We start from the raw sequence: 15,893 nt of genomic DNA on the forward strand, positions 1-15,893 counted from the left end.
GGGTGTCGTCGGCGCCCGGGGTGCTACACGCCAAGAGTACTTCTCCTACCGGCTTGCGGGGACATGTGCGGCGTTCTCCGCTCTCGGCTGAGAGAGCGCGCCGGCGCGTGTGCGGTGACCGGAGCCGCCGGGGCGGGAACTCTCAGCGGGCGGCCCGGAGCGCACCTGCGGAGCCGAGAAGCTCGGCCGCGCTCAGGGCGTTGACGTGGGCGGCGCCGTAGGTGCTCACGTAGGCGCCGCAGTCGGGCCGCCAGATGGGCAGGCCCATCTCCACCACCACGGCCTCGGGGCGGGCGCTGAGCAGGGCGCTCACGAACTCCTGCGCGCTCGGGTAACGGTGCGCGTCCCGTACCACGACGACCAGGTCGCGGTCGGCTGCGGCGGTGAGCTGCTCGGAGGGGTCGTCGGCCTCGGGGGAGACTCGGACGGTGTCGCCGAACCAGGGGCCCAGACCCCACGGCACGTCACCGACGGCGATCCCGGCGGGGGCGTCCACCTCCACCACGTAGGGGTTCTCCAGGGCGGGGACGTCCCCGTCCACACGGGTGGCGCGGCGGGCCCCGGCCAGCCCGACCCGTTCGGTGCCGTCCTCGGCACCGTTGTGCGCACGCTCCTGCGCGGACCGCTTGATCCAGTCGCGCAGCCGGGAGTTGCGGTCGGCCGCCTCCTCCAGGCGTTCGCCTGACAGGCGTCCGTCGCGCACCGCCCCGACCAGCGCGGAGCGGACCTGGGCGACCTGGTCGGCGTAGACGAAGCGGCCCAGGCAGAGCAGGTCGCAACCGGCGGCCACCGCGAGCACGCTGGCCTCGGGGATGCCGATCTCGCCGCTCACGCCCCGCATGTCCATGGCGTCGCTGACCACGACCCCGGTGAAGCCCATCTCGTCGCGCAGCAGGTCGTTGAGCATGGTGCGGTTGAGCGTGGCGGGACCCTCGACGCCCAGACCGGGCAGCTCGATGTGCGCGGTCAGGATGGCGCGGACCCCGGCGTCGACGGCTGCCCGGAAGGGGAGGAGCTCCCGGCGGCGCAGCAGCTCGGGGTCGGCCCCGATCTGGGGCAGGGTGTGGTGCGAGTCCTGGGAGGTGGCTCCGTGGCCGGGGAAGTGCTTGGCGCACGCGGCCACCCCGGCTTCCTGGAGGCCCTGGACCGAGGCGGCGGCGTGTCGGGCGACTAGTTCGGCGTCGGAGCCGAAGGAGCGGGTGCCGATCACCGGGTTGTCGTCGGCCACGTTGACGTCCACGGAGGGGGCCAGGTCCAGGTTGAAGCCCAGGCCGGAGAGTTGGAGGCCCAGCGAACGCAGGGTGGCTCGGGTGAGGTCGGTGTCGTCGACGGTGCCCAGCGCGGCGTTGCCGGGGTAGTCGCTGCCCCGGGCCTGGCCGATGCGGGTGACGTCGCCGCCCTCCTCGTCGAGGGAGATCAGGGGTGTGTCCGTGGCCTCGCGCAGGCTCGCGTTGAGCGCGGTGACCTGTTCGGGGCTTTCCAGGTTGTTGTGGAACAGACAGACGCCGGAGATCCCGTCCGCCAACCCGTCCAGGATCCATCGGGGGGCCTGGAGGGACTCGAAGGGCACCAGCAGCGTGGCGTTGGCCAGACGCTCCAGTGTCGGGTCGTGCGGCATGACGAACTCCGTTCGGTGAGCAGGGGTGCCCGGGCGGGGGCAGACGTGTGGCGGGAGAAGGGGGCGTCGGTGGTGTCGGCGGGCTCGGGGCGGGGCGCGCAGGTTCCGCGGGCCCCGCCCCGAGCCGGTGTCCGGTCAGGTCAGCCCTTGACCGCGCCCATGGTCAGGCCGGAGACCATGCGGCGTTGGACGAAGAGGAAGAAGACCATCACGGGGATGGTCAGCAGGGTGGAGGCGGCCATGATCGAGCCCCACTCGGTGCCGAACCGTCCGAAGTAGTAGGACAGTGTGAGCGGCAGCGTGTAGCTGTCGGTGTCCCGCCCGAGGAAGGTCAGGGCGACGATGAACTCGTTCCATGCGGTGATGAAGGCGAAGATACTGGCGGCGACCAGGCCGGGTGCCACGAGTGGCATGAGAATGCGCCAGAAGATGGTCCATCCGCTGGCCCCGTCGATAGCCGCTGCCTCCTCCAGTTCCTTGGGAACGGCGGTGACGAAGCCCCTCAGCATCAGGATGGTGATCGGTAGGGAGACCGCCGTGTACACGATCAGCAGGCCGGAGAGGTTGCCGAGCAGTTGCACACCGCTGGCCTCCGACAGTGAGCGGAAATTGATGAAGATGGAGATGATCATCGCTTCCATCGGCACCATTTGGATGATGAGCAGCAGCATGATGAAGGCGGAGCGGAGTTTGAACCGGAACCTAGCGACGGCCACTGCTGCCAGCAGGGAGAAGAACGCTCCCATCGCCACCGCACCGAGTGTGACGATGAGGCTGTTGGCGAGGAAGGTCCCGAAACTCACTCCGGGGATCAGCTGGCCGTTGACCACTCGGTCGAAGTGTTCGAGCGTAGGAGCCTGGGGGACCAGGCTCTGGTCTCGGGTGAAGATCTCGCCGGTCGGTTTGAAGGCTGTGGCGACCATCCAGTAGACGGGAAAGACCGAGAAGATGAAGACGGCGACCCCGGCCAGGTATAGGGGGAGTGTGCGCAGACGGCGCAGCGGGCTGCGGCGGTGGGTGTACTGCGGGTCCCGCGGGCCGTCGGAACCGCCCTTCGAGGAATTGCGCAGCGCGGCGGGTGCGTTCTGTGCGGTCTTGTCTACGGCGGTCATCGGGTCTCCCCCTGGCGGATCATGATGCGCAGGTAGTACGCGGTGACGGCGAGAATCATGACGGTCATGACCACGGCGATCGCCGATCCCATGCCGTAATTGGCCGGGCTGGCGCTGAATCCCTGCTGGTAGATGTAGTAGGAGAGCAGGTAGACGTCCTTGTTCTGGAAACTGTTCGCCAGGATGTACAGCTGGGTGAACACGCGCAGATCCCAAATGATCTGAAGGATCAGCAGGAGGGCGAACAGCGGTCGCAGCATGGGGAAGGTGACGTTCCAGAACGACTTCCAGGCGTTCGCGCCGTCCATCCGAGCCGCCTCGTACAACTCCGACGGGATGCTTTTGAGGCCTGCGAGCACCGAAACCGCGATGAACGGGAACGACTGCCAGACGATGACCGTGATGAGGATGGTGAACAGCGGCAGGGGTTCGAGGAACCAGTTGTACTCGAGCCACCCGTCACCGACGAGCCAGTTCGGGAGGCGGTCCAGGGTGATGTTGACCAGACCGCGTTCGGGGAGGAACAGCCACCGGAAGACCAGGGAGGCACTCAGCGCAGGGGTGGACCAGGCCAGCATCATGCCGATGGCCACGAGGGTCGAGAACCACTTGGGCAGCTTGTGCAGCAGGATACCGACGAGGGTTCCCAGCACCATGGTGATGCCGACCATGAGAATGCAGACGACGATCGTGTTGCGCAGGATCGACCAGAACTCACCGTCGCTGAGCAGGTTCTGGTAGTGGGCGAAGTTGTTCCACTCCGGGCCCGGCTGGTTCGGCATCAGGTTTCGGGTGGTGAAGCTGGTGAAGGAGTACCACACCATCTGCACGATCGGCCAGAGCAGGACGGTCGCGAGCAGGATCACCGACGGGATGATGAGCAGGTACGGAGTTGGCTTCACGCGCCAAGGCTGACGTGCCTTACCTGCGGCATCGTCCGGAGCAGCTGGCGCTTTGTCGACGGTTCTCGGCATGGTCTTCTCAATCGGGGCGGGTTCGGCCGTGGCGGGCGGGCCTGGTGCCCGGCCGCCACGGCGTGACTCGGATGGGAGGGGCTGCTACTCGACCGGTTCGTTGAGGATCTCGGTCAGCTGCTGGTTGGCCTCCTCCAGCACCTCCTCCGGGTCATCTCCCCGGACGATGTCCAGAACGGCACCGGGCAGGATCTTGTTGTCCTGGTCGGCTGCGTTCCAGCGCGGGGTGCTGGGGAAGAAGCGCGTGTTCTGCATGCTGGTCGCCGCGGCCGCGCGCTCCGGGTCGTTCTGGTACTCATCGGCCTTGAGCATTTCGGGGTAAGCCGGGAAGAAGCCGGCAGCGTCGGCGTAACCCTTGCCACCATCCTGGTCGCCGAGGACCCCCAGCAGCTCGAAGGCGTGATCCGGGTGCTCGGTGAGGCTGAAGACGGTCAGGGCGGAACCCCCGGCGAAGACCGGGGCGAAACCGTCGGCACCGGGGATCGGCGCGGAGGCGATGTTCTCCAGAACCTCGGGGTCCTCGGCCTGCTCCTCCATCGAGCTCAGGGCCCAGCCGCCGTCGATGTACATGCCGAGCTGGCTGTTGGCCATGTCGGCCAGTGGGACGAGTTCGTTCTCGCCGACGTAGCTCTGCGGCGAGATCTCCTGCTCAGAGGTGAGCCCGGCGTAGAACTCGATGGCCTCGACGGTGGCGGGGTCTGTCAGCTGACCGGTCCACTCATCACCCTCCTGTACGGCGATCTCCCCGCCGTTGCTCCAGATGAAGCTGGCGATACCGTTGGTGAAGTCGGTGGGGGCGGCGAAGCCCGGGACTCCGTACTCCTCCTCGATGGCTTCGGAGACCTCGACCAGCTCGTCCCAGGTCTCGGGCGCCTCGTGACCGACCTCCTGGAGCCAGTCGGCCCGGTAGTAGAGGGTGCGCACACCGGAGAACCAGGGCACGCCGTACTGGGTGCCGTTGTAGGTGCCGTACTCCAGGGCGGCCTGGTCCATGTCGGAGGCAGGCGCCCACTCGGAGACCTGGTCGCTGATGTCGAGCAGGGCGCCCTGGGAGGCCCAGCTGGAGACCTGATCGTTGCCGACTTCGAGAACGTCGGGTGCGTCACCGCCCGCGATGGCGTTGGTGATCGACTCCTGGGCGTCGCCCCAGGGAATGAACTCGACGTTGACGGAGGTGTCCGGGTAGAGCTTCTGGAAACGGGTCTCCGCGTTGTCGAAGTAGGTGACCAGGTCATCCTGGGCGGTACCCATCACCCATACGGTCAGGGCCTCGGGCGCTTCCCCCGATCCGTTGCTGCTGCCGTCGTCGGAGCCGCCGCAGGCGGCCGCAAGCATCACCACGGCCGAGGCCATCGCGATCTTTGGGAACCTCATGTGAATCTATCTCCCTTCGCACGACGCGCTGGGGCGCGGCGCCTGTGCTCGAAACGACCTGGGATCATGAACGGATCCGGGCGCCTCGACATCTCTTGTGGGGGGCGTGTTGTCGAGTGGTTCGTGCTGGCACAGCACGGTTGGCCGCCCCGCCGGCGCGGGTACCGGTGGTCCGATAACGAGGCGGACCTGCCGGGACGTGACCTCCTGTGAGGTTGTGAGCTAAATTAACAGGAAACTTTCCTAATAAAAACAGGGTGAGGTGTCACGGTTATGTCTCAACGTCCGGGGACTCCCCGGCTGCTGCGCCAGCTCAACGATCGCGCGGCACTGGAACTCCTACTGTCCGGGGGGCCGCTGACCCGGACCCAGCTCGGCACGAGGACGGGCCTGTCCAAGGTGACGGCGTCCCAGCTCCTCGCGCGGCTGGAGGAGCGCGACCTCGTCCGGGTGGTCGGCAGCAGGGCGGGTGGGCGCGGGCCCAACGCGGCCCTCTACGCGGTCGTTCCCGAGAGCGCCTACGTCGCGGCCCTGGACGTCAGCGCCACCCGGGTCACCGCGACCATCGCCGACATCACCGGCCAGGTCATCAGCGACGTCACGGTCGACCCCAGCGCCTCCGACGACCCCGTCGCCCTCGTACACACCGCCGTCATGCGCCTGGTCGACACCGCAGGGGTCCCCCTGGACAAGGTCCGGGCCTGCGTCATCGGCACCCCCGGTGTCGTCGACCCCCGCACCGGTGACATCCGCTTCTCCTTCGACCTCATGTCCTGGCACGAGGGCGTCCTGGAAGCCCTGCGCGCCGACCTCGAACGCTCGGTCATCATCGAGAACGACGTGAACCTCGCCGCACTGGCCGAGCACGCCGAGGGCGCCGCCGCGGGAGTCGACGAGTTCGTACTCATCTGGCTCAGCGCGGCCGGCGGCGTCGGTATGTCCACGATGATCGGCGGTCGGATCCACCGCGGCCGCTCCGGCGGCGCGGGCGAGATCGGCTACCTGCCGGTGCCCGGGGCGCCCCTGCCGGTAGACGTCGGCCTGTCCGGCGGCTACGAGGCCCACAAGGAACACGGGGACCAGGAACTACCGCACGGCTTCCAGGCCCTGGTCAAGGCCGGTCAGGTGGTCAAACTCGCCCAGGAGCACGGCATCACCGGCACCGACGTCACCGAGGTCGTGGCCTCCGCCTCCGCCTCCGACAGCCCCGAGAGCGACGCCTTCCTCGACGCCTTCGCCGACCGGCTCGCCCGGGGCGTGGCCGCGGTCAGCGTGATCATCGACCCCGGGCTGGTCGTGCTGGGCGGCGACGTGGCCGAGGCGGGCGGCCCCAGGCTCGCCGAACGGGTCCAGGCCGCCACCGCCCGCATCGCCCCGAACACCACCGAGGTGGCCCTGGGTGCGGTCGAGGGCAACTCACTCGTGCGGGGAGCCCTCCTGCACGCCCTGGAACACGCCCGTGACGAGGTCTTCTCCTCCACGGTCTGAACCGCGCACCCACACACCACCGACACCTCACTCCGCGCCCCGGCCCCCTCACCCGCCGGGGCGCGGACCGGTGCCGGGGTCCGGGACGGTACCGGACACCGGCTCAGCTCCCGCCGGCGGCGGGGCCGAAGGAGTCGAGCATGCTCCGGAAGTCGTCCCGGTACTCGTCCCGCAGTTCGGCGGGGAAGTTGAGGCTCAGCCGGTAGGAGATGCCCCGGTCCCCGTCGGTGATCTCCCGGGAGAACATCCACCGCTCCTGGAACTCGCGCTCCTCGTGGTGGAACAGCACCTCGTAGACGGCGCTCTGGAGCCCGCCCTCCATCCGCTCGGTGTCCAGCCCCTGCCGCCGGACGTCGCTGAAGTCCTCGTCCTCCTGGAGCAGTTCCTCCATCCGCAGCATCGCGCTCTCGGCGTCGTGGAGCAGGATGTCGTACCGGGTGGCGACGACCGTCGCCGTACCGGTCTCCACCCCGGTACCCAACTCGTACGAGGACAGCCGGGTGGCCGACTCGCCGCCGCCCCGAAGGTCCCCGTCCCGGACCTCCCAGTCCTCGGGCAGGATGAGGCCGACCACGCCGTCGTCGAGCCGGACGAACGCCTCGGGTGCGTCGTCGGTGACCGTCTCGGGGAGGTCGGGCCCGGACGGCTCGGGGCTCGGGTCCGGTTCCTCCGAAGCCGCCACGCCGCCGGCGGCCGTCCCGGCTCCGTCGGCCCCGGTGGATACGGCGGACCAGGGGGCCAGGGTCCGCAGGGCCAGGGCTCCCAGCACCAGGACGGCCAGGAGCGCGGCGGCACCGGCGACCCACAGCGGGGCACGTGAGCGCCCGGGCCGGGAACCGGGAGCAGGCACCGCCTGGGGCACCGCGGCGGTCGGCCCGGTGGGAACCGAGGGGCGCGGGCCCGAGAACGCGTGGCCCGTATCCGCAAGCGGACGGTTCGGACCGGGGGCGTCGAGCAGGGACAGAGCCTGCTCCGGGAGCAGGCGCCGCCGGGGGTCCCGCTCCAGGAGACCGCCGATCACGGTGGCCAGCCGTCCCCGGGCGGGCGGCGGCGGAACAGGCTGGGTGAGGACCGCGGTGAGGGTCGCGGTGAGGGTCTCCCTCCTGAAGGGGGACACCCCGGCCAGGGCCTCGAACAGGGTGGTCCCCAGACTCCACAGGTCCGAGACCGCGCTGGTCCCGTCGTTCTCCAGGCGCTCGGGGGCAGCGTAGGCGGCGGTGCCGAGAACAGCCCCGGTGCCGGTCAGGGCCGTCCCCTCGTGGTCGGGGAGATTGGCGATCCCGAAGTCGGTCAGCACCGGGCGGGCGCCGCCCTCGGTCAGCACGATGTTGGCGGGCTTGACGTCCCGGTGGATCACCCCGGCCCGGTGTGCCGCCCACAACGCGCCCAGCAACGGCCGGGCGATCCGTTCCACCTCGGCCTCCGCCAACGGCCCCGAACGCTTCAGCCGCTCGCGCAGCGACTCACCCTCCAACAACTCCATGACGATGAACGGGACCCCGTCCGCCTCCAGCACGTCGTGCACGGTCACCACCGAGGGGTGGGAGACACGGGCCGCCGCCTGCGCCTCGCGCACCATCCTCGCCCGGGCCCGCTCGCGTTCGCGGGGCGGCATGTCGTGCGGCAGATGGACCTCCTTGACCGCCACCTCCCGGTCCAACCGGGTGTCGCGGGCACGCCACACCGTGCCCATCGCACCGCTGCCCAGCTCGCCCATGAGTTCGTAGCGGCCGACGCACCTCCACGGGGAGGGAGGGGAGGGGTTCTCCGCGGGTTCCGGGGGTTCCGCGGGATCAGTGGGGACCATGCGTCCATTCTCCCAAACCTTCCGAACCGGGCAGCCCGGCCGGCGGGAGGTCAGGGGGAGGGCACCAGGTCCCGGACCATCACGACCCGGGGGCGGACCAGGATCCCGGCCCGTTCCTCCTCCTCCCACTGTCGGGCCAGCTCCGGCCCCCACTCCGGCCGGGGGAGCACCGTGAAACCCCTGCGTTCGTACCAGGGCGCGTTCCAGGGCAGGTCACGGAAGGTGGTCAGGCTCACCCGGGTACGCCCGCTCCCCGCCGCACCGACGCAGACCGCCTCCAGCAGCGCCCCGCCGACCCCGCGCCGCCCGTACCCGGGGTGCACGGCGAGCTGTTCCAGATGGGCGTCCCCGTCAAGTGTGACCGTCGCGGCCAGGCCCACCACATCCGTGCCTTCCACCGCCACCAGCACCCGCTCCGCCCGGTCGAGCATCTCCCGGGGATCGTCCGGTGGCAGCTCCAACCCCGCCTCGGCGAAGAGCGTGTCCGCGGCCAGGGACACCTCCACCACCCCGTCCACGTCCTTCGCTTCCATCCGGCGGATCCTCGGCACCACCGCTCTCCCTCCTACCGTGCACGTCCTGCTCCGGACCCCATCATGCTGCGGCCGCACCGGACCGGCCAGGGGTTTTCCGACCCCCCGGCGGCCCCGGCGGGCGCGGGGATCGCCCTCCGGTCAGCGGCGCAGCCGCAACCCCCGCGGTGTCACGTGGAAACCGGCGGCGACCAGGGCGGTGTCCACCGGGGTACCGAAGACCTCCGCGCCGTCGGCGCGCTCCACGGTCAGCGAATCCACCGACCCGGCCATGACCAGCTCCGCCACCGCGCGGGCGGCCCGCTCCAGCAGCTCAGGGGGCGACCCGAAGGTCAGCACCGACCGACCGCCCCGGCCCAGGTACAGCGTGAGCCGCCCGCCGTCGATCACCACCAGCGCACCCGCCGTCCGACCCGGCCGGTGCGCCGGATCCGCCCCCGGCGCCCCCGCGGGCCAGGCCAGTGCCGCACCGAAGGGGTTCGCGGGGTCCGTCGCGGCCAGCACCACCGGGGCACGCGAGCCCTCGGCCCCCTCACCGGCCAGGGACCGGAGCCGGTCCACCGCCCCGGGCAACGCGAACTGCGCCCCGCCGAGCCCCTCCACGAAGTAGCCCCGCCGGACCTGCCCGGCCTCCTCCATCGACCGCAGCACCCGGTACTCCTCCTGGGACATCCCCCGCCCCTGCTGACCCCTGAGCAGGATCCCGCCGCGTTCGAGCCCGGCCTCCACCCGGGCCAGGACACGCCGGGTGGGATCCGGCTCGGGTTCGGGAAGCACGGACCAGCGGCCCGCCGCCGTGGGCGGTCCCGAGCGGGTGGGCAGAGCCGGCCGCCGCCGCACCCGGGAGGGTGACCGCCGCGGAACACTCCCCGCGCCCAGCATCGCGCGCAGCGGGGCCAGGGTGTCGTTGGTGACGCACCCGGCCCACACCAACTCCCACACAGCCGCCACCAGGTCGGCGTCGGAGACCACCGCGCCGCCCAGGGCGCGGGCGACCCGGTCGGCGACGTCCCGGAAGAACAGAGCGCCCCCCTCCCGCAGCACCCCCAGAGCAGTGCTCGCGAGCGTGCCCTCCTCGAGGGCGAGGGGGACGGGCAGCAACAGGGACGCCTCTTCCGCCGGAACCAGCACCACCCAGCCGTCCCCGCCCGGCAGTCCTCCGGTCCCGGCCCACACGACCTCACCGGCCTGGGTGAGCGCGTCCAGGGACGCCGGGGTGTACCCCTCGACCCGGGCGGGCAGCACCAGGGACTCCAGGCAGGAGGCCACCAATGGGGCGCCCCGCAACGAGTCCACGGCCCCGAAGACCGCGTCCGGTCCGCTCAGCCGCGCACCGGGAACAGCCCGCTGCCACAACGGCGCGAACCGGGCCAGCGCACGGGGTTCGACCGGCTCCACCTCCTGCCGCAGCCGAGCGACGGACCCCCGCCGCAACCGGCGCAGCACGCCCTCGTCGCACCACTCGGTGCCCGAGCCGCCGGGGCGGAAACCGCCCCGCGCCACCCTGCCCGACCGGGACAGCTCCCGCAGCGAGCCCTCCACCGACTCCGGGGACAGCCCCAGGCGCTCAGCCGCCTCAGCCGAGGTGAACGGCCCGTGCGTACGCGCGTACCGGGACACCAGGTCGAGCACGGGGGAGTCCACCGGCTCCAGGAACACCTCCGGCACCCCGGGCGGCGGCTCGGCACCCAGGGCGTCCCGCAACCGCGCCACATCCTCCACCGCACACCACCGCTCGGCACCGGCGACCCGCATCCGCACCGCGCGTCCCGCATCCTCCAGCTCCGCCAGCCACGCCGACTCGACCCCCCGTTCGGCCGCCTCCCCCTCGGACAGCGGCCCCATCTCCCGCAGCAGGTCCGCGGTGCCCTCCAGGTCCCGGACCGGGGCGTCCAGACGCTGCAACAGGGCACCGGTACGCTCCACCACCCCGGGATCGAGGAGCTCCCGCAGGTCCGCACCGCCCAACAGGTCGGCCAGCAGCGACGGGTCCAGGGTCAGTGCCTGCGCCCGCAGCTCGGCGGCCGGGGCGTCGCCCTCGTACAGGAACGCCGCCGTGTACTCCATCAACAGCGACCGGGCGAACGGCGACGCCTGCCGGGTCTCGACCTCCACCACCCGGATCCGCCGCGCCCGCACGTCGGTGAGCACCCCCGCCAGCGCGGGCACGTCGAACACGTCGCGCAGGCACTCGCGCACCGTCTCCAACACGATGGGGAACGACCCGTACCGGCCCGCCACCGACAGCAGGTGCTGGGACCGCAACCGCTGCTGCCACAACGGCATCCGCCGGTCCGGTCGCTGACGGGGCAGTAGCAGCGCCCGTGCCGCGCACTCCCGGAACCGGGACGCGAACAGCGCCGAGCCGGTGAGTTCGTCGGTGACCAGCTCCTCCACCGTCTCCGGGTCCAGCGACACCAGACCGGTCAGCTCGCCGGCCCCGCCGAACCCGTCCGCCCCCAGGTCCGGAAGGCGCAGCACGAGCCCGTCATCACCGTGCACCACCTGCGCGTCCACTCCGAACCGCTCGCGCATCCGCCTCGCGACGGCCAGCGCCCAGGGCGCGTGCACCCGGGCGCCCAGCGGTGAGTGCACCACCGCCCGCCAGTCGCCCACCTGGTCGCGGAACCGCTCGATCACCACCGTGCGGTCGTCCGGCACACTCCCGGTAGCCTCCCGTTGCTCGGCCACGTACTCCACCAGGTTGTCGGCCGCCCATTCGTCCAACCCCGCAGCTGCGGCCACCTTCCGGGCCCCCTCCCGGTCGCGGGCGGCCAGCTCGCGGGTCATCGCACCCACGGCTCGGCCCAGCTCGGCGGGCCGACCGAGCGCGTCCGCCTTCCAGAACGGCATCCGCCCGGGCCGCCCCGGCGCGGGGGAGACCATCACCCGGTCGGCGGTGATCGCCTCGATCCGCCACGAGGACGAACCCAGCACGAACACATCGCCCACCCGGGACTCGTACACCATCTCCTCGTCCAGCTCACCGACCCGCGTGGGGGCCCTGCCGCCCCGGTCCGAGGCCAGGTGCACCCCGTACAGCCCCCGGTCCGGGATGGTGCCCCCACTGATCACCGCCAGCCGTTGGGCGCCCGGCCGGGCCCGGAGCACGTCCCCCTCCCGGTCCCACACCAGGCGCGGACGCAGCTCGGCGAACTCGTCCGAGGGGTAGCGCCCCGACAGCATGTCCAGCACCGACTCCAGCACCGAGTCGGACAGGTCCGCGAACGGCGCCGCCCGCCGCACCAGCGCCGCCAGCTCCGGCACCTGCCAGTCGTCCATCGCCACCATCGCCACGACCTGTTGGGACAGCACGTCCAGAGGGTTGCGCGGCAGCTCCAACCGCTCGATCCCGCCCGCGCGCATACGTTCGGTCACCACCGCGGTCGCCAGCAGGTCGCCCCGGTACTGCGGCAGGAAGACCCCGCGGGAGATCTCGCCCACCCGGTGCCCGGCCCGCCCGACCCGCTGCAGGCCGCCGGCCACCGACGGGGGCGCGGCCACCTGCACCACCAGGTCCACCGCACCCATGTCCACACCCAGTTCCAGGCTGGAGGTGGCCACCACGCACCGTAGCCGCCCCGCCTTCAGGTCGTCCTCGATGAGCGCCCGCTCGGCCTTGGACATCGACCCGTGGTGGGCGCGGGCCACCACGGCAGCCGCTCCGCGGCTCTGCTCGGACTGGCCGATGGCCTGGGCGGCCCTCTCCTCGGCGGGTAGGACACCGCCGGTGCGTTCGGCGTGCAGGTCGTTGAGGCGGGCGCACAGCTTCTCCGCGGTGCGGCGGCCGTTGGTGAACACGATGGTGGAGCGGTGCTCCTCGACCAGGTCCAGCACCCGGCGCTCCACGTGCGGCCACACCGAACCCCGGCCCATGGTGTTGCCCGCGCGGGGGTCCGGCGGGATCCCCGCGGCGGTTGCGGGCGCACTGCCCGGCTCCTCCAGGTCCGGGACCGGGGCCTGGACCCGCAGCTCCATGCGCGGGGCGTCCGGCGGCGCGACGACCGCGGCACCGCCGCGCGCGCCGCCCAGGTACTCGGCTACGGTCCGCCTGGGGCGCACGGTCGCGGACAGGCCGATCCGCTGGGCCGGGCGCCCCAGCAGGGCCTCCAGGCGTTCCAGGCTCAGGGCCAGGTGCGCGCCGCGTTTGGTCCCGGCCAGGGCGTGCACCTCGTCGACGATGACGGTCTCCACTCCGGACAGGCCCTCCCTGGCCTTGGAGGTCAGGACCAGGAAGAGCGATTCGGGTGTGGTGATGAGGACGTCCGGCGGGTGCGTGGCCGTCCTGCGCCGCTCCCGGGCGGGGGTGTCGCCGGTGCGCACGCCCACGGTGACGGGGCTCAGGTCCTCGCCGTGGGCCCGGGCGGTGTCCGCGATCCCCGCCAGCGGCTGGCGGAGGTTGCGCTCCACGTCCACGGCCAGGGCCTTGAGCGGTGACACGTACAGGACACGGCAGCGCTTCGAACGGTCCTGGGGGACGGGGGCGCGGGTGAGCCGGTCCAGGGACCAGAGGAAGGCCGACAGGGTCTTGCCGGACCCGGTCGGAGCGACGACGAGGGTGTCGAGGCCGGCCGAGACCGCTTCCCAGGCCTCGGCCTGGGCCGCGGTGGGGCCCGTGGGAAAGGCCTGGCCGAACCAGGCCCGGGTCGCCGATCCGAAGGGTTCGAGGGGGTCGGTCACACCGTTCATCCGGCCAGTCTGCCCAAGGGGCCCGACAGATCGGGGCAGGACACCCGGGGCGGGGCCGCGAAGGGGACGGGCGCGGGGAGGTCGGCCCCGGTCCCGGGGAATCCGTCCTGTGGACAAGTCCACGGAGGTCGGCCCGGTCGCCCATACTGGGGCCGATGAGACTCACTGCTTTCTGGAACAACATGCACGCCCAGTTCGGCGAGGTCTACACGGCCAGCCTCGCCAAGGACCACGTCATCGAGGGGCTCGGCTCCCGGACGGTCAACCAGGCGCTCGCCGACGGCATCGGGCCCAAGGAGGTGTGGCGGGCGGTGTGTGACGCGTTCGACCTGCCGGCCTCCGCCCGCTGACCTCCGCGGGGCCGTCGGCACGGAAAAACCGACACGGCCGGGGCTTGTGCCGGACTTCGAACATGAGTTCGGGTAGTCTGGGGTTTGAGCAGGCGGACGTCGAGCGTCGCGATTGTCGTACCGACCGCGTAGCGTCGTGCGCACCATGAAGAAAAAGGCATCAACCCAACAGGGGAATCCCGTGGCATCAGGAGACCGAGACAAGGCTCTCGAAACAGCGCTCGCGCAGATCGAGCGGCAGTTCGGCAAGGGCTCCGTCATGCGCCTCGGCGACGACGACCGCCCGCCGATCGAGGCGATCCCCACCGGCGCCATCGCCCTGGACGTCGCCCTGGGTATCGGCGGCCTGCCCAAGGGCCGGGTCGTCGAGGTGTACGGCCCGGAGTCCTCCGGTAAGACGACCGTCGCCCTGCACGCGGTGGCCAGCGCCCAGAAGATGGGCGGTATCGCCGCCTTCGTGGACGCCGAACACGCGCTCGACCCCGAGTACGCCAAGAAGATCGGCGTCGACACCGACAACCTCCTCCTGTCCCAGCCGGACACCGGTGAGCAGGCGCTGGAGATCGTCGACATGCTCATCCGTTCGGGCGCCGTCTCCATCATCGTGATCGACTCCGTGGCGGCCCTGGTGCCCCGCGCCGAGATCGAGGGCGAGATGGGCGACAGTCACGTCGGCCTCCAGGCCCGGCTCATGTCGCAGGCGCTGCGCAAGATCGCCGGTGCCCTGCACACCACCGGAACCACCGCGATCTTCATCAACCAGCTTCGTGAAAAAGTCGGCGTCATGTTCGGGTCTCCCGAGACCACCACCGGCGGCAAGGCGCTGAAGTTCTACGCCTCGGTCCGGCTGGACGTGCGCCGTATCGAGACGCTCAAGGACGGTACCGACGCGGTCGGCAACCGCACCCGCGTCAAGGTCGTCAAGAACAAGGTCGCGCCGCCCTTCAAGCAGGCCGAGTTCGACATCCTGTACGGCGTCGGCGTCTCCCGCGAGGGCAGCCTCATCGACCTGGGCGTCGAACACGCCATCGTGCGCAAGTCCGGTGCCTGGTACACCTATGACGGCACCCAGCTCGGCCAGGGCAAGGAGAACGCGCGCAACTTCCTGCGCGAGAACGTCGACGTGTCCCAGGAGATCGAGAAGAAGATCAAGGAGAAGCTGGGCATCCCCGGATCGGGCGACGACAGCGCCTCCGGTAGCGCCAAGGACGAGACCGGGGCCGACCCGGCCAAGGGCGCCAAGGCCGAGGAGGCCAAGGCCCCCGCCAAGCGGGCCACCGCCAGGACCACCAAGGCCGCCGACCCGGATGCGTGAGCGGCGCCGGTCTCCTGACCGCACCGGAGAGGCCGAGGCCGCCCCGGTGAGCGCCGACGAGGAAACCCCTCCGGGCGGGCAGACCCCGCCCGGAGAGGAGCCCCCGCCCAGCGGGGAGAAGCTGGAGAACAAGGCCAGGAACCTGGTGCTGCGGATGCTCACCCACTCTCCGCGCACCCGCGCCCAGCTGGAACGCTCCCTGCACCGCAGGGAGTACCCGGACGAGGTGGTGGACGCGGTCCTCAACGGCCTCGACGAGGTCGGACTGATCGATGACGCCGCCTTCGCGCGGGGCTGGGTCAGCTCCCGGCAGTACAGCCGCCACCTGTCCCGGCGTGCCCTGACGCAGGAGCTGCGCACCCGCGGGATCGAGGAGGAGACCGTCCGCGAGGCGGTCGCCGAGGTCAGTGACGAGGACGAGCAGGACGCCGCCCGGGCCCTGGCCCGCAAGAGCCTGAGGGGCAGCCGGAACAAGGACAAGGAGGCCCGGATCCGCCGCGCCCTGGGCGTGCTCGGCCGCAAGGGCTACCCCGGCGGGCTCTCCTACCGGATCGTCCGCGAGGAACTCGAACAGGAAGGCCTCGAAGCCGACCTGCCCGACCCCGAACTCTGAGCCGTGGCGGGTCGCCGGTC

General features: G+C 71.4%; 11 protein-coding genes. 4 read left to right on the forward strand and 7 right to left on the reverse strand.

Annotated elements, in window-relative coordinates; translation table 11 throughout:
• Positions 1 to 142: 142 nt before the first annotated feature.
• From ACUKCB_RS01450 to ACUKCB_RS01465, 4 genes are all read right to left on the reverse strand, one after another.
• On the reverse strand, positions 143 to 1,618 hold the full coding sequence (locus ACUKCB_RS01450; RefSeq protein WP_473038648.1) for a glycoside hydrolase family 3 protein: 1,476 nt from the start codon (positions 1,616 to 1,618) through the stop codon (positions 143 to 145).
• 140 nt (positions 1,619 to 1,758) lie between these two features.
• The gene (locus tag ACUKCB_RS01455; RefSeq protein WP_473038649.1) at positions 1,759 to 2,730 is read right to left on the reverse strand and encodes a carbohydrate ABC transporter permease; all 972 of its coding nucleotides are present in this window, start codon (positions 2,728 to 2,730) and stop codon (positions 1,759 to 1,761) included.
• Positions 2,727 to 3,704: a carbohydrate ABC transporter permease gene (locus ACUKCB_RS01460; RefSeq protein ID WP_473038650.1), complete on the reverse strand. Its 978-nt coding sequence runs from the start codon at positions 3,702 to 3,704 to the stop codon at positions 2,727 to 2,729. The genes ACUKCB_RS01455 and ACUKCB_RS01460 overlap by 4 nt, the downstream gene beginning before the upstream one ends.
• An 84-nt stretch (positions 3,705 to 3,788) precedes the next feature.
• Positions 3,789 to 5,078 carry an extracellular solute-binding protein gene (locus ACUKCB_RS01465; RefSeq protein ID WP_473038651.1) on the reverse strand — a complete coding sequence of 430 codons (1,290 nt, stop codon included), beginning with the start codon at positions 5,076 to 5,078 and terminating at the stop codon, positions 3,789 to 3,791.
• Between the two features lie 273 nt (positions 5,079 to 5,351).
• Here ACUKCB_RS01465 and ACUKCB_RS01470 point away from each other — a divergent pair, with 273 nt between their 5' ends.
• Positions 5,352 to 6,566, forward strand: coding sequence for an ROK family transcriptional regulator (locus tag ACUKCB_RS01470; protein ID WP_452541420.1), 1,215 nt, complete (start codon positions 5,352 to 5,354; stop codon positions 6,564 to 6,566).
• 103 nt (positions 6,567 to 6,669) lie between these two features.
• Here the strand turns inward: ACUKCB_RS01470 and ACUKCB_RS01475 are convergent, their stop codons facing one another.
• The 3 genes from ACUKCB_RS01475 to ACUKCB_RS01485 all read right to left on the reverse strand — a co-directional run bounded on the left by ACUKCB_RS01475 (position 6,670) and on the right by ACUKCB_RS01485 (position 13,595).
• On the reverse strand, positions 6,670 to 8,373 hold the full coding sequence (locus tag ACUKCB_RS01475) for a serine/threonine-protein kinase (protein ID WP_473038652.1): 1,704 nt from the start codon (positions 8,371 to 8,373) through the stop codon (positions 6,670 to 6,672).
• 50 nt (positions 8,374 to 8,423) lie between these two features.
• On the reverse strand, positions 8,424 to 8,906 hold the full coding sequence (locus ACUKCB_RS01480; protein WP_473038653.1) for a GNAT family N-acetyltransferase: 483 nt from the start codon (positions 8,904 to 8,906) through the stop codon (positions 8,424 to 8,426).
• A 141-nt stretch (positions 8,907 to 9,047) separates the two neighbouring features.
• On the reverse strand, positions 9,048 to 13,595 hold the full coding sequence (locus ACUKCB_RS01485; RefSeq protein WP_473038654.1) for an ATP-dependent helicase: 4,548 nt from the start codon (positions 13,593 to 13,595) through the stop codon (positions 9,048 to 9,050).
• A 155-nt stretch (positions 13,596 to 13,750) separates the two neighbouring features.
• On the opposite strand from ACUKCB_RS01485, the gene ACUKCB_RS01490 reads away from it, so the two are divergent.
• The 3 genes from ACUKCB_RS01490 to ACUKCB_RS01500 all read left to right on the forward strand — a co-directional run bounded on the left by ACUKCB_RS01490 (position 13,751) and on the right by ACUKCB_RS01500 (position 15,873).
• The gene (locus ACUKCB_RS01490; protein ID WP_191275816.1) at positions 13,751 to 13,945 is read left to right on the forward strand and encodes a DUF3046 domain-containing protein; all 195 of its coding nucleotides are present in this window, start codon (positions 13,751 to 13,753) and stop codon (positions 13,943 to 13,945) included.
• Between the two features lie 181 nt (positions 13,946 to 14,126).
• The gene (recA, locus tag ACUKCB_RS01495; protein ID WP_191275814.1) at positions 14,127 to 15,260 is read left to right on the forward strand and encodes a recombinase RecA; all 1,134 of its coding nucleotides are present in this window, start codon (positions 14,127 to 14,129) and stop codon (positions 15,258 to 15,260) included.
• A complete protein-coding gene (locus ACUKCB_RS01500) occupies positions 15,253 to 15,873 on the forward strand; it encodes a regulatory protein RecX (RefSeq protein WP_473038655.1) in 621 nt (206 codons plus the stop codon). Before recA ends, ACUKCB_RS01500 begins: the two co-directional genes overlap by 8 nt.
• Positions 15,874 to 15,893 lie beyond the last annotated feature (20 nt).

The organism is Nocardiopsis moroccensis, from assembly GCF_055763695.1.

Coding starts and splice junctions, on each gene's coding strand:
- ACUKCB_RS01490 (WP_191275816.1), top strand. CDS start 13,751: ATGAGACTCACTGCTTTCTGGAACAACATGCACGCCCAGTTCGGCGAG.
- ACUKCB_RS01460 (WP_473038650.1), bottom strand. CDS start 3,704: ATGCCGAGAACCGTCGACAAAGCGCCAGCTGCTCCGGACGATGCCGCA.
- ACUKCB_RS01455 (WP_473038649.1), bottom strand. CDS start 2,730: ATGACCGCCGTAGACAAGACCGCACAGAACGCACCCGCCGCGCTGCGC.
- ACUKCB_RS01465 (WP_473038651.1), bottom strand. CDS start 5,078: ATGAGGTTCCCAAAGATCGCGATGGCCTCGGCCGTGGTGATGCTTGCG.
- ACUKCB_RS01500 (WP_473038655.1), top strand. CDS start 15,253: ATGCGTGAGCGGCGCCGGTCTCCTGACCGCACCGGAGAGGCCGAGGCC.
- ACUKCB_RS01470 (WP_452541420.1), top strand. CDS start 5,352: ATGTCTCAACGTCCGGGGACTCCCCGGCTGCTGCGCCAGCTCAACGAT.
- ACUKCB_RS01480 (WP_473038653.1), bottom strand. CDS start 8,906: ATGGAAGCGAAGGACGTGGACGGGGTGGTGGAGGTGTCCCTGGCCGCG.
- ACUKCB_RS01485 (WP_473038654.1), bottom strand. CDS start 13,595: ATGAACGGTGTGACCGACCCCCTCGAACCCTTCGGATCGGCGACCCGG.
- ACUKCB_RS01475 (WP_473038652.1), bottom strand. CDS start 8,373: ATGGTCCCCACTGATCCCGCGGAACCCCCGGAACCCGCGGAGAACCCC.
- ACUKCB_RS01450 (WP_473038648.1), bottom strand. CDS start 1,618: ATGCCGCACGACCCGACACTGGAGCGTCTGGCCAACGCCACGCTGCTG.